This is a genomic window from Caulobacter sp. FWC2 (assembly GCF_002742625.1).
Taxonomy (GTDB): Bacteria; Pseudomonadota; Alphaproteobacteria; order Caulobacterales; family Caulobacteraceae; genus Caulobacter.
On record NZ_PEBF01000001.1, the window covers coordinates 3,042,188 to 3,065,349 of the forward strand.

General features: G+C 67.6%; 21 protein-coding genes and 2 tRNA genes. 9 read left to right on the forward strand and 14 right to left on the reverse strand.

From position 1 onward, the window contains the following. Positions 1–12: 12 nt before the first annotated feature. The gene (locus tag CSW62_RS14615; RefSeq protein ID WP_099578968.1) at positions 13–1,260 is read right to left on the reverse strand and encodes a class I SAM-dependent RNA methyltransferase; all 1,248 of its coding nucleotides are present in this window, start codon (positions 1,258–1,260) and stop codon (positions 13–15) included. A gap of 215 nt (positions 1,261–1,475) precedes the next feature. Between CSW62_RS14615 and CSW62_RS14620 the strand changes: the two genes are divergently transcribed. Beyond that, entirely contained in the window at positions 1,476–2,132 is a 657-nt protein-coding gene (locus CSW62_RS14620; RefSeq protein ID WP_233206691.1) for a hypothetical protein, read from the forward strand. A gap of 64 nt (positions 2,133–2,196) precedes the next feature. Here CSW62_RS14620 and CSW62_RS14625 read toward each other — a convergent pair whose 3' ends face one another. After that, on the reverse strand, positions 2,197–2,928 hold the full coding sequence (locus CSW62_RS14625) for a TlyA family RNA methyltransferase (protein WP_099578972.1): 732 nt from the start codon (positions 2,926–2,928) through the stop codon (positions 2,197–2,199). Positions 2,929–3,044: 116 nt separating this feature from the next. On the opposite strand from CSW62_RS14625, the gene CSW62_RS14630 reads away from it, so the two are divergent. Further along, entirely contained in the window at positions 3,045–4,532 is a 1,488-nt protein-coding gene (locus CSW62_RS14630) for an amidase (RefSeq protein ID WP_099578974.1), read from the forward strand. 59 nt (positions 4,533–4,591) lie between these two features. On the opposite strand, the gene CSW62_RS14635 is transcribed toward CSW62_RS14630, so the two are convergent. Continuing rightward, positions 4,592–6,364 carry a class I adenylate-forming enzyme family protein gene (locus CSW62_RS14635; RefSeq protein WP_099578976.1) on the reverse strand — a complete coding sequence of 591 codons (1,773 nt, stop codon included), beginning with the start codon at positions 6,362–6,364 and terminating at the stop codon, positions 4,592–4,594. A 197-nt stretch (positions 6,365–6,561) separates the two neighbouring features. Between CSW62_RS14635 and CSW62_RS14640 the strand changes: the two genes are divergently transcribed. Further along, positions 6,562–7,209, forward strand: a complete 648-nt coding sequence (locus tag CSW62_RS14640) for an HAD-IA family hydrolase (RefSeq protein WP_233206692.1) — start codon at positions 6,562–6,564, stop codon at positions 7,207–7,209. Here CSW62_RS14640 and CSW62_RS14645 read toward each other — a convergent pair. From CSW62_RS14645 to CSW62_RS14660, 4 genes are all read right to left on the reverse strand, one after another. Next, positions 7,206–10,028 carry a valine--tRNA ligase gene (locus CSW62_RS14645; protein WP_099578978.1) on the reverse strand — a complete coding sequence of 941 codons (2,823 nt, stop codon included), beginning with the start codon at positions 10,026–10,028 and terminating at the stop codon, positions 7,206–7,208. The genes CSW62_RS14640 and CSW62_RS14645 overlap by 4 nt on opposite strands. A gap of 125 nt (positions 10,029–10,153) precedes the next feature. Continuing rightward, a complete protein-coding gene (locus CSW62_RS14650; protein WP_099578980.1) occupies positions 10,154–10,687 on the reverse strand; it encodes a DUF2497 domain-containing protein in 534 nt (177 codons plus the stop codon). A 129-nt stretch (positions 10,688–10,816) separates the two neighbouring features. Beyond that, a complete protein-coding gene (locus tag CSW62_RS14655; protein ID WP_099578982.1) occupies positions 10,817–12,274 on the reverse strand; it encodes a TolC family outer membrane protein in 1,458 nt (485 codons plus the stop codon). A gap of 130 nt (positions 12,275–12,404) precedes the next feature. After that, entirely contained in the window at positions 12,405–12,977 is a 573-nt protein-coding gene (locus CSW62_RS14660) for a protein-L-isoaspartate O-methyltransferase (protein WP_099578984.1), read from the reverse strand. A gap of 294 nt (positions 12,978–13,271) precedes the next feature. On the opposite strand from CSW62_RS14660, the gene CSW62_RS14665 reads away from it, so the two are divergent. From CSW62_RS14665 to CSW62_RS14675, 3 genes are all read left to right on the forward strand, one after another. After that, positions 13,272–13,451 (forward strand): hypothetical protein, encoded by a 180-nt coding sequence (locus tag CSW62_RS14665; protein WP_099578986.1) that lies wholly within the window; start codon positions 13,272–13,274, stop codon positions 13,449–13,451. A gap of 99 nt (positions 13,452–13,550) precedes the next feature. Then, positions 13,551–14,624, forward strand: coding sequence for a glycosyltransferase family 4 protein (locus CSW62_RS14670; RefSeq protein ID WP_099578988.1), 1,074 nt, complete (start codon positions 13,551–13,553; stop codon positions 14,622–14,624). Between the two features lie 15 nt (positions 14,625–14,639). After that, complete coding sequence (locus CSW62_RS14675) at positions 14,640–16,802, forward strand: amylo-alpha-1,6-glucosidase (RefSeq protein WP_099578990.1); 2,163 nt, start codon at positions 14,640–14,642, stop codon at positions 16,800–16,802. Between the two features lie 91 nt (positions 16,803–16,893). Here the strand turns inward: CSW62_RS14675 and CSW62_RS14680 are convergent. The 3 genes from CSW62_RS14680 to CSW62_RS14690 all read right to left on the reverse strand — a co-directional run bounded on the left by CSW62_RS14680 (position 16,894) and on the right by CSW62_RS14690 (position 18,126). Beyond that, positions 16,894–16,968 (reverse strand) — tRNA-Asn (locus tag CSW62_RS14680). 158 nt (positions 16,969–17,126) lie between these two features. Then, a tRNA-Asn gene (locus tag CSW62_RS14685) sits at positions 17,127–17,201 on the reverse strand. 217 nt (positions 17,202–17,418) lie between these two features. After that, positions 17,419–18,126 (reverse strand): glutathione S-transferase N-terminal domain-containing protein, encoded by a 708-nt coding sequence (locus CSW62_RS14690; protein WP_099578992.1) that lies wholly within the window; start codon positions 18,124–18,126, stop codon positions 17,419–17,421. A 170-nt stretch (positions 18,127–18,296) separates the two neighbouring features. On the opposite strand from CSW62_RS14690, the gene CSW62_RS14695 reads away from it, so the two are divergent. After that, positions 18,297–18,680, forward strand: coding sequence for a hypothetical protein (locus CSW62_RS14695; RefSeq protein WP_099578994.1), 384 nt, complete (start codon positions 18,297–18,299; stop codon positions 18,678–18,680). 3 nt (positions 18,681–18,683) lie between these two features. On the opposite strand, the gene CSW62_RS14700 is transcribed toward CSW62_RS14695, so the two are convergent. The 3 genes from CSW62_RS14700 to CSW62_RS14710 all read right to left on the reverse strand — a co-directional run bounded on the left by CSW62_RS14700 (position 18,684) and on the right by CSW62_RS14710 (position 21,852). Beyond that, complete coding sequence (locus CSW62_RS14700; RefSeq protein WP_099578996.1) at positions 18,684–19,121, reverse strand: VOC family protein; 438 nt, start codon at positions 19,119–19,121, stop codon at positions 18,684–18,686. Positions 19,122–19,183: 62 nt separating this feature from the next. Next, positions 19,184–21,112 carry an ABC transporter ATP-binding protein/permease gene (locus tag CSW62_RS14705; protein WP_099578998.1) on the reverse strand — a complete coding sequence of 643 codons (1,929 nt, stop codon included), beginning with the start codon at positions 21,110–21,112 and terminating at the stop codon, positions 19,184–19,186. After that, complete coding sequence (locus tag CSW62_RS14710; protein WP_099579000.1) at positions 21,043–21,852, reverse strand: hypothetical protein; 810 nt, start codon at positions 21,850–21,852, stop codon at positions 21,043–21,045. Before CSW62_RS14710 ends, CSW62_RS14705 begins: the two co-directional genes overlap by 70 nt. A 60-nt stretch (positions 21,853–21,912) precedes the next feature. Between CSW62_RS14710 and CSW62_RS14715 the strand changes: the two genes are divergently transcribed. After that, entirely contained in the window at positions 21,913–22,521 is a 609-nt protein-coding gene (locus tag CSW62_RS14715) for a TIGR00730 family Rossman fold protein (RefSeq protein ID WP_099579002.1), read from the forward strand. Between the two features lie 100 nt (positions 22,522–22,621). Continuing rightward, complete coding sequence (locus CSW62_RS14720; protein ID WP_099579004.1) at positions 22,622–22,936, forward strand: hypothetical protein; 315 nt, start codon at positions 22,622–22,624, stop codon at positions 22,934–22,936. 86 nt (positions 22,937–23,022) lie between these two features. On the opposite strand, the gene CSW62_RS26160 is transcribed toward CSW62_RS14720, so the two are convergent. Beyond that, on the reverse strand, positions 23,023–23,160 hold the full coding sequence (locus CSW62_RS26160) for a hypothetical protein (protein ID WP_143324462.1): 138 nt from the start codon (positions 23,158–23,160) through the stop codon (positions 23,023–23,025). Between the last annotated feature and the right edge of the window lie 2 nt (positions 23,161–23,162).

The following is a 23,162-nucleotide window of genomic DNA, read 5'->3' on the forward strand; positions in this document are numbered from 1 at the left end:
CCCCATGGGCCTTTAGCGCGTGAAGACCCCGACCAGCTCAATATGGGGCGACCAGACGAACTGGTCCACCGGTAGCACCTTCTCCAGCCGGAAGCCGGCGTCGACCAGGGCGCGGGCGTCCTTGGCGAAGGTCCCGGGATTGCACGAGACGCTGACCACCTTGGCGACCTTGGACTTGGCGATCTCGACCGTCTGCTCGGCGGCGCCGGCGCGCGGCGGGTCGATGACCACGACATCGGTCTTGGCCAGCTCGGTGCTCAGCGTCGGGCGTTTGACTAGGTCACGCGCCTCGGCGGTGATCGGCTTCAGGCCTGGCGCGGCGCCGATCGCGGCTTTCAGGGCGGCGATGGAAGGCGCGCTCACCTCGGCGGCGTAGACCGCGCCAACCTCGGCCAGGCGGAACGTGAAGGTGCCGACGCCGCAATAGAGGTCGGCGATCTTTGATGCGCCCTGCGCCTGGGCGACGGCGAATTCGACCATGGCGCGCTCGGCGGCTGGCACGGCCTGCAGGAAGCTGCCCGGCGGCAGGGCGACCACGGCGGGGCCCAACTTCACCATCGGCTGGCGCGCGCCATAGACAGTCTCGCCCGCCAGCGTCACCCGGGCGAAGTCGCCCTCGCTGGCCGCCATGGCCGCGCGCATGCGGGCGTCGGCCGACAGCCCGCCACTCTTGCGCTCGACGCCGGTGACGTCGATGTCGAGGCCCGTCGCCGTCAGGGTGACGTGCAGGGTCGGGGCCGACTTCGGGTGCTCCAGGAACGGCTCGGCCAGCCGCGCCAAGGCCGGGAACGCCGCCACCAAGCGCGGATCGGTGACCGGGCATTCGTCGATCGGCACGAGATTCCAGGAGCGACGCTCCTTGAAACCCAGCAACGCGCCCTGCCCTTTGGGGCCCTTGCGGGCGTGCAGCGCCACGCGGCGGCGCGAGGCAGGCGGCGACGCGAAGGTCGGCAGGATCTCGGTCTCCAGGCCTTCCATCGACAGCTGGATGCGGATCTGCTCGGCCTTCCAGCCGAGATAGGGCTCCGCCGCCCAGTGCTGCAGGGCGCAGCCGCCGCAATGGCCGAAATACTTGCAGGGTGGCGTCACCCGGTCGGCGCTGGCGGCCAGGATCTCCACGATCTCGCCGCGCGCGCCCTCCATCCGCGCCCGCACGGTTTCACCCGGCAGGGTCAGGGGCACGAAGGCCGGCTTGCCGTCGTCGAAGCGGGCGAGTCCGTCGCCTTGCGCGCCGATGGCGCTGATCATCATGTCTTGCATGACGTGTCCATACCCCAAAATCGGGGCTTGAGCGCGCGCGACGAACGATTTTCGGTGCGGTTCAACGAAGCTGAATAGTCCCGTCAGCGACCATTCATGTTGGCGATGTCACACCTACATCAACGGATGGGCCTCGGCGGACCGGTGAAAACCCGGACGCCCACAAAAAGACAAGCTCTCTCATGACCATGACCGCCTCAACGAGCAGGACTCCGATGATCAAGACCGTTCTGGGCGTCACCGCCGCCCTCGTCTGTGGCGTGCTGACGCCGACCCTGGCCTCGGCCCAGTCTTACGGAACGACGCCTTACGGCTCGCAACCGTATGGCTCGAGCTATGGCGGCGCCTACAGCAACCAGGGCTACTACTACGACCAATGCCAGCGCTCGACGGCCAACCGCACCACCGGCGGGGCTCTCGCCGGCGGCGCCATCGGCATGGCGCTGGGCAGCGGAATCGCTGCCCGCGGTCACCGCACCGACGGTTCGGTCGTCGGCGGTCTTCTGGGCGCCGTGGTCGGCTCGATGGCCGGCAAGAGCTCGGCGGCCTGCACCCCGGGCAGCAACATCGCCCCGCCGCCGCCTCCCCCGCCGCCGCGCGCCTACAACGACGGTTATGACGACGATTACCGCCCGGTCCCGTACGAGCAGGTCCGTCGCGACGCTCAACGCGACAGCTACTACGACCGCTCATACGACCGCTCATATGATCGTCAAAACGGCTACCGGGTGAACGAACGCGTCAGCGGCCAGGCCGACGTCAATGGCTGCACCCTGGCCGAGAGCCCGATCTACCTGCCGGACGGCCGCGTCCAGAAGCGCTTCGTGCGCGTCTGCCCTGACGGCAACGGCAAGTACCAGGTCGTCGACTAGGTCCCCGACCTGGCTTGTGTGGAAGACCATCGGCCGCCCCCTAACCGGGGCGGCCGATTTCGTTTCAGGCCTTTGTCGCCCAGACGAGACGTTCGACCTGGCCGTCGCCGCCCGTGATCGGGCTTTCGGTCAGGCCATTGACTGTCCAACCCGAGGCTTCGAGGAATTCCACGACCTCGCGCTCGCAACGGGCGATGATCTCGGGATCCTTGACCAGCCCGCCCTTTCCGACGAAGTCGCGGCCGGCCTCGAACTGCGGCTTGATCAGCGCCACCAGGTCCGCGCCTGGCGCAGCGAGCGCCAGCGCCATCGGCAGGGCCTTGGTCAGGGCGATGAAGCTGACGTCGCTGACCACCAGGGTCGGCGCGATCGAGATCACCGTCTCGTCCAGCACCCGGGCGTCGACGCCCGACAGGTCGATGACGCGCGGATCGTCCCTCAGCTTGGCGTGCAGCTGGTCACGGCCCACATCGACCGCGAACACCCTCTCCGCCCCGCGCGACAGCAGGACTTCGGTGAACCCGCCCGTGGACGCGCCGACGTCGAGGGCCACGCGGCCCTCCACGACCACCGGCCACAGGTCCAGCGCGTGAAGCAACTTCAGCGCCCCACGCCCGACCCACGGATGGGCGGCTTCGGCGATGATCTGGGCATGCTGGTCGACCGTATCGGCCGGCTTGGTGATCACCTTGCCATTGACGGTGACCAGTCCGGCTTCCACGGCCGCGCGGGCCTTGACGCGGCTGTCGACGACGCCTCGCTCGACGAGCAACAGATCGATACGCTTGCGGGCCACGCGGCCTCCTCGAAAGTTCAGACCGCCGTCTAGCACGGGCTTGCGGCCCAGGTCTCTTCGGGTTCAACTGAACGCCGTTCACCGGCACGCAAAGATGCCGAGGGGGAGAGAAACCGATGCGATTCACTCGTCGTGGCCTGCTGGCCGCATCCGCCGCCGTGGCGGCCGCATCTTCAGTGAAGGCAAAGCCCAAATCGATGTCATCGCCCGCGCCCTGGACTCCCGACGCCACCGAGCTGGCCGGCCGCATCCGTCGCAAGGAGGTCAGCGCCGCCGAGGTGGTCGAGGACGCCATCCGCAAGGCCGAAGCCCTGCAGCCCCAGGTCGGCGCGATCGTCACCTCGGACTTCGACCGCGCCCTGGCCAAGGCCAAGGCCGGCCAGCTGTCGGGGCCTTTCGCGGGCGTGCCCTTCATGGTCAAGGACCTGGACCCCTATAAGGGCCTGCCCACCCGCAACGGTTCGCGTAGCGGCCTGCGCGCCCCGCCGGAGACCACGCAAACCAAGTATGTCGACGCCTTTGACGCGGCCGGCTTCGTGGTGATCGGCAAGTCGGCGACGCCGGAATACGGCTTCCTGCCGACCACCGAACCGATGGGCTTCCAGCCCACCCGCAATCCCTGGAACACGGACCGCTCGTCGGGCGGCTCCTCGGGCGGCGCGGCGGCGGCCGTGGCCTCGGGCATGATCCCGATCGCCCACGCCACCGACGGCGGCGGCTCCATCCGCATCCCAGCCTCCAACTGCGGCCTGTTCGGCCTGAAGCCCTCGCGCGGCCGGATGCTGGAAGGCCGCCCCGTCGCGCGCGGCCTCGACATCTCGGTCGCTCACTGCGTCTCGCACAGCGTCCGCGACTCGGCCGCCCTGTTCGCCGCCACTGAACGCACCGGCGCCGACGCGGTGTTCAAGCCGGTGGGCGTGGTCTCTGAACCACTGAAGCGGAAGCTGAAGATCGGCCTGCTCATGGCCACGGGCACGGGTGTGACGCCAGATCCGGAAGTGCAGACCGCCGTCAACAACGCCGCCAAGCTGCTGGAGAGCCTGGGTCACAAGGTCGAGCCGACCGCCTGGCCGATGGATGGCGCCCAGTTCGGCCAGGACTTCACCGTCCTGTGGGCCAGCGGCGCGGCCGAACTGGTCGCCGGCATCGGCAAGGCCATCGGCCACAAACCCGATTCCAGCGTGCTGGAGCCCTTCAGCCTGGGCATGGCCGAGCTGGTCGGCCAGCTTCCCGCCGGCGCCCTACCCGCCGCCATCGCGCGCCTGAATGACAATACCAAGGCCTATGACGCTTGGCTGACCAAGTACGACATCATCCTGTCGCCGGTGCTGGGCAAGCCGCCGGTCGAGCTGGGCTATGTCGCCGGCTGGGTGCCGTTCCAAGATCTGCAGGCCCGCCTGACCAGCTATGTCGGCTACACCCCGGTCCAGAACGTCGCCGGCGCGCCGTCGATGAGTGTGCCGCTGCACCGGACGCCGGACGGCCTGCCCGTGGGCGTTCAGCTGGCCGGCCGCGCGGGCGGCGAGGCGCTGCTGTTCCAGCTGGCCTATCAGCTGGAGGAAGCCCAACCCTGGGCGCACCGCAAGCCGCCGGTGAGCCTGTAAACGAAAAGGGCCCGCATCAACCGATGCGGGCCCGTTCTGTCTCGCGGCGGACGCCGAGATCAGCCCTCGACGAACACCTTCTTCAGTTCGTTCTTCATGATCTTGCCATTGGCGTTGCGCGGCAAGGTCTCGTGCCAGAAGACGACCTTCACCGGCACCTTGAAGGCCGCCAGACGATCAGCGACGAAGGCGCGCAGTTCGGCTTCGGTGGCTTCAGCGCCTGACTTCAGGGTGACGACGGCCGCCGGCTCTTCGCCTAGGGTCTTGTGCGGGATGCCGACGAGGGCCGCGTCCATCACCGCCGGGTGGTCATAGAGACAGTTCTCGACCTCGATGCAGTAGATGTTCTCGCCGCCGCGGATCAGCATGTCCTTGGCGCGGTCGATGATGAAGCAGAAGCCCTCGGCGTCGAGACGCGCCAGATCGCCGGTGCGCACCCAGCCGTCGACGAAGGTGTCGGCGCTGGCCTCGGGCTTGTTCCAGTAGCCGCGCACGACCTGCGGACCCCGGCACCACAGCTCGCCAACCTCGCCGATCGGCAGCTCGCGATAGGGCTTCTCGACGGTCATGATCTTCAGGTCCGTGACCGGCACGGCGGGACCGCAGCTGTCGGGGCGGTTCTCGTAGTCTTCCGCTGAGTTGGAGGTCGCCGTCGCGGAGGTCTCGGTCATGCCCCAGCCATTGCCCGGCGAGGACTTGGGCCACAGTTCCTTGATCTTGCGCACCAACTCCGGAGCCGAGGGCGCGCCGCCATAGGCGACGGCCTCCAGCGACGAGAGGTCGTAGTTGGGACGCGAGGGATGCTCGATGATCTGCCAGGCGATGGTCGGGACACCGCCCATCTGGGTCAGCTTCTCGTCCTGGATCAGCTGCATGGCCTTTTCCGGATCCCACTTGCGGATCATGGCCAGCTTGGCCCCGCCGAACAACGAGGGGTTCAACACCGCGAAGCAGCCCGTGGCGTGGAAGAACGGCACCGACAGCAGCGAGCCCTTCTGCGGCAGGCTGGGATCGGGCTGGGGCGGCGCTTCGCCACGGCGCAGGAAGGCGCGGGCGCCGGCGGCGGCGGCGGCGAAGATGTTGCTGTTGACGTTGCGATGCGTGCCGATCGCGCCCTTGGGCTTCCCCGTGGTGCCCGAGGTGTAGAAGATCGTCGCGTCGTCGTCGGGCGAGATCGCCACGGTCGGCAGCGGCTTCTCGTCCAGCTTGGCCCAGTCGTTGGCGCCGCCGATCACCCCTTCCAGATGGATCACATAGGGATGGGCGATCTCCTCAGGCGAGCGGCTGACATAGACCCGCTTCAGCTCCGGACAGTTGTGAAGGTGTTCGGCCAGGCGCTCGTAGCGCTCGACATCGACGATGGCGACCTTGGCGCCGGAATCGACCAGGCCATATTCCAGTTCCGGACCGGTCCACCAGGCGTTCAGAGGCGTGACGATCGCGCCCAGCGACGCCGCCGCGTAGAAAGCCACCGGCCATTCGGGCAGGTTGCGCATCACGATCGCGACCCGGTCGCCCTTCTCGACGCCGAACGCCTGAAGCTCGGCGGCCATGTGGGTCACGGCGCGGTAGAAAGCCTCGAAGCTGACCCGCTCGTCCTCGTGCACCAGGAAGATCTTTTCGCCGTGCGCGCGGCCCATCAGCAGCGTGTCGCGCAAGGTGGGGGGAGCGTTCTTCCACACCCGGGTCTTCACGCCCCGGATCTCGATCTCCTCCATCTCGCCGGGCGTCCCGGGCTGGGTGATCAAGGCGTAGGCCTGCTGCACGGACATCGCGGGCCACGGAACGGGCTTGGCGCCCTGCGGCGCATCCTGGGTGGCGGCCTGGCTCATTCTACTCTCCCGGTTTTGACGTCACGCCCTGTTTGATCGAGCGCGTTCGCCGACCAGAGAGCACAGCCGCAAGCCGGATGCAAACGTCCGTTTGACGCTAGGAGAACATTGATAACCTAGACACGCCATAGGAGCCTGGACACCGCGCATACGAAGGCCGATGACCTAGCGTCATTTTCCAAGTCCGGAGCGCCGCCTTGGCCGAATCCCTGCTCTTTCCCGATCGGCAATTCGCCGCCTTCCTGTTCGACATGGACGGCACGGTCTTGACGTCGGTCGTCGCCAGCGAGCGGGTCTGGGGCGCTTGGGCGCGAAGGCACGACCTGGATGTCGCGGCGGTGCTGAAATGCATCCACGGGCGGCGGGCGATCGAGACGGTGCGGAGCTTCGACATCCCGGACGAGGCGGCCGAGGTCCAGTGGCTGATGGAGGGCGAGATCGCCGACGTCGAGGGCATCGACGCCATCGAAGGCGCGGCCGCTTTCCTGAACGCCCTGCCCGCCGATCGTTGGGCCGTCGTCACTTCAGCCCCACGCGAACTGGCCAAGGTGCGGCTGGCGGCGGCGGGTCTGCCCCTCCCCGCCGTGCTGGTCACGGCCGAGGACGTCGAGCACGGCAAGCCAGCGCCCGATTGCTTCCTGCTGGCGGCCCAGCGCCTGGGCCACCCGATCGAGGATTGCCTAGTGTTTGAAGACGCTCCGGCGGGCATCGCAGCGGCCGAGGCGGCCGGAGCCAGCATCGTGGTGATCACCGCCACGCACAGCCATCCGCTGGAGACGCCGCATCCGGGCGTCTCCAGCTATGGTCTTCTCAAGTCGACGCCCGAGGGCGCGCTGAGCTTTTAGCCCACCGACTCCAGGCGGCTCAGCGCCGCCTCGAGCTTGGCCTTGGCGGCCTCGGCCTCGGCCAGGCGCTCGCGGTTTTCCTCGACGACCTCTTCCTTGGCGCGGGCCAGGAAGTCGGGGTTGCCGAGCTTCTTGTTGACCTTCTCGATCTCGCCGGCGTGGCCGGCGATTTCCTTGGTCAGGCGCGCCTTCTCGGCCGTCAGGTCGATGAAGTCGGCGATGGCCAGGGCCCCAGTCGCCTCGCCCATGACGATCGGCACCGAGCCGGCCGGGGCCGCCTCGGCTTCACGCACGCTGTCCAGGCGGGCCAGGGTCAGCAGCAGGTCACGGTGACGGGCCAGGCGAGCCTTGGTCTCCGCGCCGGCGCCAATGATGCTGAGCGCCGGCTTGGCCGACGGCGGCACGTTCATCTCGGCGCGGATCGAGCGGATCTCGCCGACCGTCTCGACCAGCCAGCCGATCTCGGCCTCGGCGTCGGCGTCGATCCACTCGGCGGGCAGTTCCGGCCACTCGGCCGAGATCAGCATGGTGTCGCGGGCCGGGCCGAACACGGCGGTCTTCTGCCACAGCTCCTCGGTGATGAACGGCATCACCGGGTGCAGCAGCTTGAGGATCACGTCCAGCGCCCAGGCGGCCGTGGCGCGGGTCTCGGCCTTGGCGGCGGCGTCGTCGCCGTTCAGGATCGGCTTGGCCAGCTCCAGGTACCAGTCGCAGAACACGTTCCAGACGAAGCGATACAGCGCGCCGGCGGCCTCGTCGAACGCCGGGCCTTCCAGGGCCTTGGTCACCTCGGCGACGGTCTTGACCGTCTCGCCTCGGATCCACTTGTTGATCGGCTGCTCCACGGTCGAAGGATCGAAGCCCTCGATGCGGACGCACTCGTTCATCTGGGCGAAGCGCGAGGCGTTCCACAGCTTGGTGCCGAAGTTGCGATAGCCCTCGATGCGCTGCTTGCTGAGCTTGATGTCGCGCGCCTGGCCCGACATCGCCGTCATGGTGAAGCGCACCGCGTCGCAGCCCAGTTCGTCGATCAGGATCAGCGGATCCATCACGTTGCCCTTTGACTTGCTCATCTTGGCGCCCTTCTCGTCACGGACGAGGGCGTTGATGAACACCTGCTTGAACGGTACTTCGCCCATGAAGTGGATGCCCATCATCATCATCCGGGCGACCCAGAAGAAGATGATGTCGAAACCGGTGACCAGGGTGCTGGTCGGGTAGAAGCGCGCCAGATCGACGGTCTTTTCCGGCCAGCCCAGGGTCGAGAACGGCCACAGGGCCGAGCTGAACCAGGTGTCGAGGACGTCTTCGTCCTGGGCCAGGACGACGCTTGTGTAGCGTTGCCGATCAGCCGGGACACTATCGCCAACCGAACTTGCAACAGCACCAATCTTGACGTCGCAGCCGTAGAAGCTCGACGCCTCCGCCAACGCCTCCGCTTCCGTCTCGGCAACAAAAATCCGAGCCGGGCCAGGTGAAGCATAACCTTCATCGTTCGCAGGCGGCCCGAACCACGCCGGGATACGGTGACCCCACCAGAGCTGGCGCGAGACGCACCACGGCTCGATGTTGCGCAGCCATTCGAAGTAGGTCTTTTCCCAATGCTTGGGCTCGAAGACCGTCTCGCCCTCTTCCACAGCCTTCAGGGCCGGCTGGGCCAGGGTCTTGGCGTCGACGTACCACTGGTCGGTCAGGAAGGGCTCGATGACCACGCCCGAACGGTCGCCGTGCGGGACCATGTGCTTGGTCTTCTCGATCTCCTTCAGCCAGCCCTCTTCCTCGGCGCGGGCGACGATGGCCTTGCGCGCCACGAAGCGGTCCATGCCGACGAACTCGGGCGGAACAGAGTCGTTCAGCTTGGCCTCGACGGTCAGGATGTTGATGACGGCCAGCCCTGCCCGCTTGCCGACTTGGAAGTCGTTGAAGTCGTGGGCCGGGGTGATCTTTACCGCGCCCGAGCCCTTGGTCGGGTCGGCGTAGTCGTCGGCGACGATCGGGATGCGGCGACCGACGATCGGCAGGGTCACGAACTTGCCGACCAGGCCCTTGTAGCGGTCGTCGTCGGGGTGAACCGCGACGCCGGTGTCGCCCAGCATCGTCTCCGGACGCGTGGTCGCCACGACGATGTAGTCGCGGGTCTCGAATTCAGTGGCCTTGCCCTCCTCGTCGAAGGCGATCGGGTGCTGGTAGGTGACGCCGTCGGCCAGCGGATAGGCGAAGTGCCAATAGGCGCCGTCGACCTCCTTCTGCTCGACCTCGAGGTCGGAGATGGCGGTCTGGAACTGCGGATCCCAGTTGACCAGGCGCTTGTCGCGATACAGCAGGTTCTGCTTGTAGAGCTGGACGAAAACCTTGCGGACCGCGGCTGACAGGCCTTCGTCCAGGGTGAAGCGCTCGCGCGACCAGTCGCAGCTGGCGCCCAGGCGGCGCAGCTGGTTGGTGATGGTCCCGCCGCTCTCGGCCTTCCATTCCCAGACCTTGGCCACGAAGGCCTCGCGGCCCATGTCGCGGCGGCCGATATTGCCGGCGGCGGCCAGCTGGCGCTCCACCACCATCTGGGTGGCGATGCCCGCATGGTCGGTGCCCGGCAGCCACAGGGCGGCCTTGCCGCGCATGCGGTGGAAGCGGGTCAGCACGTCCTGCAGCGTGTTGTTCAGCGCGTGGCCGATGTGCAAGGACCCCGTGACGTTCGGCGGCGGGATCACGATGACAAACGGCTCGGCGTTCGGATCCTCGCTCGGCTTGAAGGCCCCGGAGGCCTCCCAGGCGGCGTACAGGCGGGGTTCGACGGACTTGGGATCGAAGGTCTTTTCAAGCATGGCGGAGCGGATATGCCATCTGCGGCCCGCGCGGGAAACCGGCGGGCCTGGATTTGTGGGGAATTCACAACGAAAAAAGGCGGCCGCCGCGGCGACCGCCTCGATTTTTCGAGAATCGAGCGCGTTTAGCCGCGACCGCGGGCGATGCGCTGTACTTCTTCCTCGACCTTGGTCTCGACGATGCGCGGCAGGTTCTGGTCCAGCCACTCCTTGAGCAGCGGGCGCAGCAGCTCGCGCACGACGTCCTCCAGCGTGCGGCCGTCCTTGGGCATCAGCAGGGCCGAGCTCAGGCTGCCGAACGCGCTAGCGGCGGCCGAGGCGGCGTGGTCGCCGACCAGGTTGTCGGCCATTTCGTCGCGGTTGAACGCCGGCGTCGAGGGCGGCGGGGTGTAGACCGGCTCGGGCGCGGGGTCCGGCGGCGAATAGACGTCGATGTCGCCGACGCTTTCCAGCGGCGGCAGCTCGGGCTCCGGCTCCGCAATGATCGGATCGGTCAGCTCGAGGATATCGTCGTCGAAAGGCTCGGGCTCGGGCTCCGGCGGCGGAGGCGGCGCGGCCTCGGCCGCAGGCTCCGCCGGCGCGTCATCCTCCGAGATGATGCGTCGGATGGAGGCGAGGATCTCCTCCATCGTCGGTTCTTGAGAGCTCTGATCGGACATGTGCGGGGGCCGTCGTAAAGGGTACGAATCCTTGCGCGCCCTAGGACGCGCTTGGCGGCGATGGTGCAGACTTACGCGTGTTAAGCAAGCGCAAGTCCACGCCTGAGCGGAATCGACGCGGGGTTAAGGCTACTTGGAGGCCGCCGCGCTGGGAGAGGACGACTTCGTCGACGGCGCACCGACCTTGTCGATCGCCTGGATCACCGGCTCCCACGGCACCCAGCCCACGCTGTGCGTCACGCGGTTGTAGGAGGCCTTGGGATCATAAGGCGTCGCGCCCGTCGACAGCTTGTTGACGTCCAGCTGGCCCATGGCCTGCAGGACCACGGCGCTGGCCACGTATTCGTCGCGACGGGCGCTGACCAGGGCCAGCTCTGCGTTCGACAGTTCCAGCTGGGCGTTCAGCACGTCCAGCGTGGTGCGCAGGCCGACCTGCTGCTCCTGGCGCACGCCCTCGAAGGCGATGCGGGTGGCGCGGACCTGTTCCTCGTTCGACCCCAGCTGGGCGCGCGAGGCCAGCAGATTGCTCCAGGCGTTGGAGACCTGCTGGATCGCGGTGCGCCGGGCGCTTTCCGTGGCGCTGCGGGCGGCGTTCTCGCGCTCGGTGGCGGCGCGGACCTGCGAGGTCGTCAGGCCGCCGGCGAAGATCGGCACCGAGGCGGTGACCGCCCCCGAAATGGTGCGCGAATAGTCGTCGAACTGACTGCCGACACCCGAGGTGCGGCCGGCGTCGAAGCCGATCCCCGCGCGGGCCGAGATGGTCGGACGATAGCCGGCCTTGGCCACGGCCACGCGGGCGGCGGCGGACTCTTCGTTGTACTTGGCCGAGGTCACGCCCGGATTGGTCGTCTGGGCGGCTTCAAAGGCTTGGTCGACAGAGGCGGGCAGCAGGCCGGCCAGGGTCGGTTCCGGAGCCAGGTCGCCGGCGGTCTGGCCAACGACAGCGGCATAGCCGGCGCGGCTGACTTCCAGCTGGGCCTGAGCGCCCGAGAGACCGGCCTTGGCGGCAGCCAGGCGCGCCTGGGACTGGGCGACGTCGGTGCGGGTGATCTCGCCCACATCGAAGCGGGCGTTGGATTCGTCGAGCTGACGCTGCAGGACCGCGACGTTTTCCTTGGCGATGCGCAGGCGTTCCTGGTCGCGGCGGACATCGACATAGGCCTGAACGACGTTGACGAGCACGTTCTGCTCGACCGAGCGCAGGCTTTCGCGGGCCGACAGCACGTCGGCCTCGGCGGCGCTAAGCGTCGCGCTGGCCCGGCCGCCGGTGTAGAGCGGCTGGGTCACCGAGACCGTGGCGCTGCTGCCGGAGGACTTGACCGTGGAGCCCGAGCCGGCCGGGTTGACGTTCGCCCCGGTCACGTCCAGCGCGGCGCCGACCGTCGGGCGGAAGCCCGACTTGGCCTGAACGACACCCTCGTCGGTGATGCGGGCGCTGGCGCGCTGCTGCTGCAGCGTGGGATTGGTCTGATAGGCCAGGGCGATCGCGTCGGCCAGAGTATCAGCGTGAGCGGCGGAAAACGCGCCGGCCAGCAGGCTGGCGCAGCAAGCGGCGGCCAGGAGCCCGGCCCGTCGACGGTTCGACATCAAATTCTTTCCCCAATCCCCGCGAAGCGCGCGCTCGCCACAATATGACCGCGTGTAAGTCCAGCCGCCAGACGCCGCTAGTTAAGCTTTTTTCACGCAGACGTTGCGGCAGGCTAGCGCCCAAGGATGTTTAGAAGCTGAACCCGGTCTCGACCTCGAAACCGGCCAGCATCGGCGGCGAGGCGTCGAAGGCCTGGCGACGGCCCACGCCGTCCTCGGCCCGCAGGTAAATGGCCGCGCGGCCGACCGGGCCGGTGCGCTCGACGACGCCCAGACGGCCGCCGATGGCCAGGGCGTCCCGCCAGGCCTTGGGGGCCGCAGCGACCGCGCCTTCGCAGATGATCACGTCGTAGGAATCGGCCGGCACCGCCGTCAGGTCGTCGCCTTCAAGGCGGGTGACGGCCAGGCCCATGGTCTCGAGCACGGTCGCGGCATAGGGCGCGGCGATGGCCAGGGCCTTTTCGCCTCCGCGGGGCTTGAGCGTCTGCAGCAGCTTGCCCACTTCACGCGGGCGCAGCAGCCACCGGCCGGGCGCGTACTCGATGTCGGCGTCGGCATAGGCCAGATAGCCCTTCGAAGCCGGCACGAAGCTTTCGCGCGCCACCACCCGCAGGGCGTCCTGCAGCGGCAGGTCGGTGACGTCGGCGGTGCGAATTTGGCTCTCGACCATGTTCAGCCGCGCGGCGGCGAAGTCGGTGCTCATGGAATCCCTCGAAGGACTGGACTTTCGAGCAGGCTTATAGGTCCGCGCCCGGCCGAAACGCAATGCGATCGGAGGCCGCGTCCTCACAGCTATCCTCCTGTGAGCGCCTTAAAAGCGACATCACGCTCAGGAGACATGGCCCGAAAGTTCAAAAGACGGTCATCAGAGCGAATGACGGCGACTGTCACGTAACCTCGATTGATCCGTCTCGCCGTATGGTAAATATGCGGCCATCGAAGGCGCTGCCGTCGATTGGGGAGGAAGCCAGAACAGTAGGCTTCATAGGAAACCGCCATGCTGAGTGCGCCCGTTGTGATCGTGGCGACGATCTGCGCTCTGATCGTGATCTATTTCCTGCCCCGCCTAGCCTCGGTCGGCCGCAAGCTCTATGGCCGCTATCGCCGCCGTCAGCGCAACCAGCGGCTGGAACGCGAACGCCAGGCGCAATTGCAAAAACGCGCCCAACCGCATTGAGGCCGGAAAAGGGCGCGTTGCGGAACCAATAGCGGCGATCGGAACTGATCTGGGGCGGACCCGCGCCGCGTTCCAGTTCCCCCCGTCAAGGTTCGCGCCATGAAGATCGCCCAAGTCACCCCCCTGTACGAGGCTGTTCCGCCGCGCCTTTACGGCGGCACCGAGAGGGTCGTCGCCCACCTGACCGACGCCCTGGTCGATCTCGGCCACGAGGTCACGCTGTTCGCCAGCGCCGAGGCCCAGACCAAGGCGCGCCTGATCGCCGTCCGCGATCAGGCCATTCGGCTCGACCCCGCGCCCCTCAAGTCCGATCTCGCCTCCCACCTGACCCAGCTGGCCGAGGTGCGGGCCCTGGCCGATCAGTTCGACATCATCCACTTCCACACCGACATGGTGCAGTTCCCGTTCTTTGCCGACCGCGCCAAGAACACCCTCACCACCCTGCACGGCCGGCTGGACCTCAAGGACCTGCCCGCCGTCTACAAGCGCTGGCCGCAGTTCCCGCTGGTCTCCATCAGCGACGACCAACGCCGCCCCCTGCCCTTCGCGAACTGGGCCGGCACCGTCCACCACGGCATGAACGCCGACATCTACGCCTTCTCGGCCAAGAGCGAGGGTTACCTGGCCTTCCTGGGTCGTATCTCCCCGGAAAAGCGTCCCGACCGCGCCATCAACCTGGCCAAGCGCTTGGGCAAGCGCCTGAAGATCGCCGCCAAGGTCGATCCCGCCGACCGCGCCTACTACGACGAGGTCATCGCGCCGATGATCAAGGACGAGCCGCTGATCGAGTTCGTCGGGGAGATTGGCGACGGCGACAAGTCGGCCTTCCTGGGCGGTGCGGACGCTCTGCTCTTCCCGATCGACTGGCCCGAGCCCTTTGGTCTGGTGATGATCGAGGCCATGGCCTGCGGTACGCCCGTGGTGGCCTATGCCTGCGGCTCGGTGCCCGAGGTCATCGAAGACGGCCTGACCGGCTTCATGGTCAACAATGACGACGAGGCCGCCGACGCCATTCTTCGCGCCGAAAAGCTGGATCGAAAGCGTGTCCGTGCGCGTTTCGAAGAACGGTTTTCGTCCGAGGCGATGGCCCGCCGTTACGTCGCCCTCTACGAGCGGCTGTGCGGCGGCGCGGCTGTCTATCCGTCCTTGGTCGATATGGCGGCTAGCGCATGAATTGAAGGAGGGGCCATGGAGAGTCTTGCACCGGCCATGGAGGCGCCGGTCGACTACGGCGTGACGGCGGAGGTCCGCGCGCCGCAGAATCTCTATGCGCTCAAGGACAAGGACACCTTCATCGTCGCCGACGAGTTCGGCGACATCGCCGGCCAGGGCGATGGGCTGTTCCACAACGACACCCGTATCCTGTCGCTCTACCGGCTGACCCTGGGCGGCCGCATGCCGTCGCTGCTGTCGGCCGCGGTCGCGCACGACAACGTCTTCTTCACCTGCAACAGCACCAACCAGGCCCTGCCCTATCCCGGCGAACGGATGGGGCCGCCGGGCGTGCTGCACATCGAGCGCAAGCGCTTCCTGTGGGGCGAGCGCCTGTTCGAGCGCATTCGCTGCGTCAACTACAGCCGCGACACCGTGCTGCTGCCGATGACCATCGAGTTCGACGCCGACTTCCGCGACATGTTCGAGGTGCGCGGCAGCCATCGCGCCAAGCGGGGGACCAAGCGACCGCCGCTTGTCGACGGACGCAGGGTCGCCTTCAGCTATCTCGGCCTCGACGATGTCGAACGAACTTCGTTCATCGCGTTCTCGGACGCGCCGTTCCGCCTCTCGGCCCGCAAGGCCGAGTTCATGTTCTCGCTGCACGCCGAGGGCCAGACCGAGCTCTATATCGAGATCGGCGTGGTCGACGGCCATATTCCCAGCCGCGAGCGATTCCGCGACGCCGCCGCCCACGCCCGCTGGGACATGCGCGCCCGTCGCCGCCATGGCGCGCGGCTGAACAGCTCCGGTCGCCTGTTCAACGAGTGGCTGGGGAAGTCGCGAGCGGATCTGGCCCTGCTGACCACCCGGATGGAGACCGGCCCCTACCCCTATGCCGGCATCCCGTGGTTCTCGACCGCCTTCGGGCGCGACGCGATCATCACCGCCTGGCAGATCCTGTGGTTCGAGCCGTCCCTGGCCAAGGGCGTGCTGCGCTATCTGGCCGCCCACCAGGCGCAGGAGCGCTCGACCTTCCGTGACAGCGCCCCCGGCAAGATCATGCACGAGACCCGCAAGGGCGAGATGCCTGCGTTGGGCGAGGTGCCGTTCGGCCGATACTACGGCGGGGTCGACACCACCCCGCTGTTCGTGGCCCTTGCCGGCGCCTACCAGGAGCGGACCGGCGACGACGCCCTGATCGACGAATTGTGGCCCGCGCTCGAAAAGGCCATGCACTGGATCGAGAACGACGGCGACAGCGACGGAGACGGCCTGATCGACTACGCCCGCGGCCAGGACAGCGGCCTCTCCAACCAGGGCTGGAAGGACAGCGAGGATTCCGTCTTCCACACCGACGGTCGCTACCCCACCGGCCCGATCGCTCTGGTCGAGGTTCAGGGCTACGCCTTCGCCGCCTATCGCGGCATGGCCCGCCTGGCCGAACGCCGCAATGAAATCGGCCAGGCCGCGATCTGGAACCAGAAGGCCGACTCTCTCCGCGAGAAAGTCGAAAAGCTCTTCTGGATGGACGAGCGCGGCTTCTACGGCATCGCCGTCGACGGCCAGGGCCAGCTGTGCCGGACGCTGTCGTCCAATCCGGGCCATCTGCTGTTCTGCGGCCTGCCTTCGCCCGAGCGGGCCCGCAAGGTCACCGATCAACTGCTGTCGTCCAGCTTCAACTCCGGTTGGGGCGTGCGGACCCTGGCCACCGGCGAGGCCCGGTTCAATCCGATCAGCTACCATAACGGCTCGGTCTGGCCGCACGACACGGCCCTGTGCGTCATGGGCCTGTCCCGCTACGGCGAACGCGACGGCGTGGTGAACCTGACGGCGGACCTCTTCGAGACCGCCAGCCGCATGGGCATGCGCCTGCCTGAACTCTTCTGCGGCTTCCCGCGCTCGCCCGGGGAGCCGCCGGTGGCCTATCCGGTCGCCTGCCTGCCCCAGGCCTGGGCGGCGGGGTCGGTGTTCATGATGCTGCAGGCGTGCCTCGGGATCACCATCGACGCCAATCGCGGCGAGATCGTCCTGGTGGACCCGCGCCTGCCGATCGGCATCGACCGCCTGGCCGTCGAGCGCCTGCGCGTGGGCGCCCTGACCGTCGACCTGATCTTCGAGCGCCAGGGCGAACGCGTCGCCGTGCGCACGGAAGGTGACGTGCCGTTGATCATTCGATCCAAGCCGTCTTGGGACTAAACCCAAGGGCTAAAGCTCAAGCTTTGGAAAGTCTTCGAGGCTGCTCTCGACTTGCGACGGCGGAAGTTCGCCGTTCGCAAGTCTGAGAGAGTGGCTCCGCGGGTAGGACTCGAACCTACGACCAGCCGGTTAACAGCCGGCTGCTCTACCACTGAGCTACCGCGGAACAGGTCGCTCTCAAGAAGAGGCCGGTTGATAGCCGCCTCGTCGAGTCGGCGCAAGCGGCGAAATCACTGACGCTTCGATCATGAAGCGCGCGGCGAAAAGCCACCGACAGAACGCTATTCAGATTGGGAAGATCTTCGACCGAGCGAGGAAGAAGAGTGGCTCCGCGGGTAGGACTCGAACCTACGACCAGCCGGTTAACAGCCGGCTGCTCTACCACTGAGCTACCGCGGAACAGGTCGCTCTCAAGAAGAGGCCGCGTGATAGCCGCCTCCCCGCATCGATGCAAGCACCGAATTTCAAAAAAGCAGCCCGGCTTGCGGCCGGGCTGTTGAAAGTCAGTGATGGTGATGCGCCTTCCTAAGAAGACACCCTGAAACTCGGACTTTATGGTTAATCAGACCTTAATTTCCGGCGCGCCAGCCATTTGGTCGCAGGCGTCGCGCGCCGATCATGCGGGGCGCTTGGGAATCTCCAGACCGCGCTGCACGGCCGGACGGGCCAGGCCCGCCTCCAGCCAGCGCGGCACATGCTTCAGCGACGCCCAGTCGACCAGTTCGCCCGCTCCGTAAAAGCCCACTAGGTTGCGCACCCAGCCCAGGGTGGCGATGTCGGCGATGGTGTAGTCGTCGCCCATGATCCAGGCGCGGGTCGCCAAGCGATCTTCCAGCACGCCCAGCAGGCGCTTGCTCTCCGCGACGTAGCGATCGCGCGGCCGCTTGTCCTCGTAGTCCTTGCCCGCGAAGCGGTGGAAGAACCCCAGTTGGCCGAACATCGGGCCAATCGCCGCCATCTGGAACATCACCCACTGCAGGGTCTCGTAGCGCGCCGCCGGATCGGCTGGCAGGAACTTGCCGGTCTTCTCGGCGAGATAGACCAGGATCGCGCCGCTTTCGAACAGGCCCAGCGGCTTACCACCCGGGCCATCCGGATCGATGATCGCCGGGATCTTGCCGTTCGGGTTCAGCGACAGATATTCCGGCCCCCAGGTCTCGTTGGCGCCGATGTCGATCAGATGCGGCTCATAGGCCAGGCCGGTCTCCTCCAGCATGATCGAGACCTTCACCCCGTTGGGCGTCGGCAGCGAATAGAGCTGGATCCGGTCGGGATGCTGGGCGGGCCAGCGCTGGGTGATCTTGAAGGCGGACAGATCCGACATCGGAAACCTCGTTCACAGCGCTCGTAACGGCGCCGGTTGCATTTGGGCGCTGTCGTCCCGGTTTTCCAGAGCAAACCCAAAACGAGGAACCGGCGATTCGGACCATTTGATCCAACCGCGAACATCGCTATCCGGGAACAAGGAACGCTCGGGGGGGCGAAGACTTCACCATGACGACTGCCGATGATCACTGGCCGACCACCTTGGAGCGCGTGGCGGGCGCGCTGGACTTCGACCTCGCGCCCGGCGGCGGCGTCCGCGCCAAGCCGCGCGGCGACATCAGCCAGCTGCCGGCCCTGGTGAACCTGGCCGTTCACGCGGCCATCGAACTCGACAAGCGGGTTGCGGCCTCCGACACCAACGCCCCAGTCGACCGCAAGGCCATCCTCGCCCGCAAGGACCTCAGCCGCGCCCTGACCGACGGCGTCGCCTCGATGTTCGTCACCGGCTACGCCACCGCCTATCGCCTGGAGTTGGCCCGCATCCTGTGGGCGGGCGTCGCCGACGCCCCGCGCCGGCGACTGGAAGAGATGGCCCGGCCCCGAGCGTCCTAGAGCCTACCAGGCGCCGGTATTGGGCATCGAGGCCCACGGCTCGGCGGCGGGCAGGTTGCCGTCCTGCAGCAACTCGATCGAGATACCGTCCGGCGAGCGGACGAAGGCCATGTGACCGTCGCGCGGCGGGCGGTTGATCGTCACGCCCATGTCCATCAGGCGCTGGCAGGTCTCGTAGATGTCGTCGACGCGATAGGCCAGGTGGCCAAAGTTGCGGCCGCCCTCATACGCCTCGTCGTCCCAGTTGTAGGTCAGCTCGACGAACGGAGCCTTGCGCTCCTTGGCCAGCTCGACGTCCTCGGGCGCGGCCAGGAACACCAGCGTGAAGCGGCCCTTCTCGTTCTCCATCCGGTAGGCTTCCTGGAGGCCCAGGCCGTCGCAATAGAACCGCAGCGAGGCGTCCAGATCGCGGACGCGGACCATGGTGTGCAGATAGCGCAAGGCAAAGCTCCTTCAGAGAAACCGCTGTCGATATAGACCTCGGTCCGCGCCGGTGAAATCCACTAAACGGGTTCGCGCTCGCGGGTTTGGCGACGCCACAGGGCCGCATACTCGCCCCCGGCCTCCAGCAGCCCCTCGTGGCGGCCGCGCTCGACGATCTTGCCCCGGCGCAGCACCACGATCTCGTCGGCGTCGGCGATGGTCGACAGGCGGTGGGCCACGACCAGGGTGGTGCGCCCTGCCCTGGCCTTGCGCAGGGTCGCCTGGATCGCCGCCTCGGTGCGACCGTCCAGGGCGCTGGTGGCCTCGTCCAGGATCAGCACGCGCGGCTCGGCCAGCAGGGCCCGGGCGATGCCGACCCGCTGGCGCTCGCCGCCAGAGAGCTTCAGGCCGCGCTCGCCGACCTTGGTGTCCATGCCCTCGGGCAAGCCACGGATGAACTCGCCCAGCTCCGCCGCCTCGGCCGCCGCCCAGACCTCGGCCTTGCCGGCGCCCGGCCGCGCGAAGGCGATGTTGGCGGCCAGCGTATCGTTGAACAGGGCCACGTCCTGCGGGACCAGGGCCACCGCGCGGCGCAGCGAGGCCTGCTTGAGGTCGCGCAGGTCGTGGCCGTCCAGGGTGACGCGGCCTTCCTGCGGATCGATCATCCGCAGCGCCAGCCGCACCAGGGTGGTCTTGCCCGCGCCCGAGGGGCCGACAATAGCCACGGTGGTCCCCGGGGCGACAGTCAGCGACACGCCGGACAAGCCCTCGGACCGCGCGCCGTGGCGGAACGAGACGTTCTCGAAGGCCACCGCCCCGCCGCGCTGATCGGCGCAGGGCGGCAGGTCCTGAGCGTCGGGCGAGTCGGCGACGTCGGCGGTCTGGCGGCGCAACTCCAGCATCGCCTCCATGTCGATCAACGACTGGCGGATCTCGCGATAGGCGAAACCCAGGATATTCAGCGGCGCGTAGAGGTTGATCAGGATCAGCACCGCGGCGGTCACGTCGCCTGGCCCGATCTTCCCGGCGGCGGCCTGGGCCCCGGCCAGCACGGCCATGCCGCCCAGACCCAGGCTCATCACCGCCGACTGCACGACGTTCAGCAGGTTCAGCGAATTGGTCGACTTGATCTGGGCGTCGCCATAGACGTCCAGCGCCTTGCCATAGCCCGCCACGGCCCGCGTCTCGCCGCCGAACGACTTGACGGTCTCATAGTTGATCAGGGCGTCGACCGCCCGGCCGGCGGCTTCGGCGTCGGCCTCGTTCAGCATGCGGCGATGGCCGATCCGCCAGTCGGAGATGGCGAAGGTCGCATAGCCGTAGATCGCCACGGTCAGCAGGGCCACGGCCGCGAACCGCCAGTCGTAGGCCTTGGCCAGAACGATGGCGGCCATGACCAGCTCCACCCCGGTCGGGGCGACGTTGAACACCAAGCCGCGCAGAAGAAAATCCATCGACCGCGCGCCGCGATCGATCGTTCGCGACAGGGCGCCGGTCCGCTTGGACTGGTGGAAGTCGATCGACAGCGACAGGGCGTGGGCGAAGGTCTCGACCGCCGCGCGGTTCTGGGCGGCCTGGGCCACCGGCGTGAAGACCGCGTCGCGCGCCTGGGGCGCGGCAGCGGAGATGAAGCGCACCAGGGCCCAGCCGCACGCCAAGCCCGCGAAGGCCCAGGTGACGGACACGACAGCGCTCTGCCCCGCGGACAGCTGATTGACCGCCTTGCCCAGCATCAGCGGGGCCAGCACGCCCAGCGCCTTGCCGGTCAGGGTCAGCAGCAGGGCGACGGTCACGCGCCAGCGCAGACCCGGAGCCTCCGAACGCAGCACCAACTGCACGAGATCGCCCATGGCGCGCCAGAAGCGCACCGGCTGGTCGGCCTTGGCGACCGCGCCAGGGACGGCTGTACGGCCTGCGGAGGGCGGCCCGCCCAGACCCCTCATCGAGCACCACCGATCAGGTAGGTTGTCTGGATGCCGCCGCCCGGCGTCAGCCAGTCGACTCGCCAGCCCCCCGCGGTACGGTCAGCCCGCACAGGGCCGTAGACCAGAGGCGCGGCTGGCGCGATGGCCACGGCGATGGCGGTCTCCCCGCCCTCCCCGGCCACCTGGATATCGTGAACGCCCGGCGTCAGCGCGTCGGTCAGCGAAATGTCGAAACGGCCCTCATCGTCGGTGCGAGCGCCGCCGCGGGTGACACGGTCGACGCGGACGTTCAGCCCCGCGCCCGGGGCGGCGACGCCCGACACCATGGCGCCGCCCTCGCGGTCGACATCGACGGTCAGGATGCGCGGCGAACTGGATTCGGCGGCCAGGCGACGCGCGCCGGCCCCGGCTCTGAGCAGCGCGACCTCGCCGCCGTCGGCGACCATCACATAGCCCTCCGCCTGGACGGTGCGGCCGTCCTGGACGGACGACAGGCCGAACAGGCGCACGCCCGCTTCGTTGGGCACCGTGACGCTCCACTGGCCCAGGGCGTCGACCTTGCCCATCATCACCTCGCCCGTCGGCGAGCCGAGGCGCAGATCGGCGTCCGGCGCGCCGTGGCCCGAGATGACGACGCCGTTGGGGCCGCGCCGCACCGCCTCGATGGTCGGCGGGGCCAGATAGCCCGCTTCGGCGCTGTCAGGCTTGTCGGCCGTCGCCTTCGACGCCACCGGCGCGCCGGGCTCGCAGGCCGCCAGCAGCAGAGCAGCCAGGCTCACGCTGAGGACCGGCGACTTGAAAGCCTGGAGACGAATCCTGATCATGCGGCCTTAAATAGGAACGGGCGCGCGAAACCGCGCGCCTTTTTTGTGGAGTGGACGACGATGCCCAACGAGTCTAGCCGCCTGGGGTCCGTCTGCGTCTACTGCGGATCCTCCAACGACGCCGATCCGCGCTACATCACCGACGCCTTCACGATCGGCGAGAGCTTCGCCCGCGCGGGGCTGAAGCTGGTCTATGGCGGCGGCGGCGTGGGCCTGATGGGCGCTACCGCCCGGGGGGCGCACTCCGCCGGCGGGGCGGTGCTGGGCGTCATCCCGACCTTCCTGCGCGGTCGCGAGCAGCCGTTCGACGACGTCGAGACCGTGATCGTCGACAACATGCACGAGCGCAAAATGATGATGTACGAGCAGGCGGATTCGTTCGTCGTGCTGCCCGGCGGCATCGGCACGCTGGAAGAAATCGTCGAATTGCTATCTTGGCGCCGTTTAGATCTTCACCAGAAGCCGATTGTGTTCCATAACCCCGGCGGTTTCTGGGATCCGTTCTTCGCGCTGATCCAACACACGATCGAAGCGCGTCTGACCCCGCCCTCACTGGTCGACGCCTGGCGTTCGGTCGAGAAGGCCGAGCACGTCACGCCGGCCTTGCTGGCCTGGGGCGAAGAAACCTACCAGACCGGCGCTCCAGCGACGCTTCGCCCATTGACTTAGTTTTCAAAAGAAACGCACTATACGATTGAGCCACCGTTCGCCGAACGGCGCGTTCGTGCGTCGGAACTCCCATCCGGCGCGGGGATAGGAGACCAAGGATATGCGTACCGCTATTTTCGCGGGCCTGACGGCCTGCGCCCTGATGTTCGCGGGTTCGGCCAACGCCGCCGACACCCAGAGCGCCTCGCTGAAGCTGAAGACCGCCGCCACCACCGAACAGTTCATCCACGAAGGTTCGGTCTGGCGTTGCAAGGAAGACGCCTGCTCCTCGCTTACCGTACCGTCGCTGCCGATCGCTCGCGCCTGCCGCCGCCTGGCCGGCCAAGTGGGCGAGCTGACCGCTTTCAGCTATCGCGGCAAGTCGCTGGACGAAGCTGGGCTGGCCGACTGCAACACGGCCGCCAAGAAGAGCTAAGGCTCTCAAAAAGCTACAATGCAAAAGGCCTCCGCCAGCGATTGGCGGAGGCCTTTTTTCTTGGGGGTGTGGGACCCTTTACGCGCTTACTTCCGTCCGGACTTCGTGGACGGCGACTTTGGCGGCTTCGAACTTGGCCGACCTCCCACCAGCATGCCGCCCATCAGGGCGAACGAAAACATGGCGTGGTTCATCTTCGATACATTCATGGCGGCGTCTCCCAGAC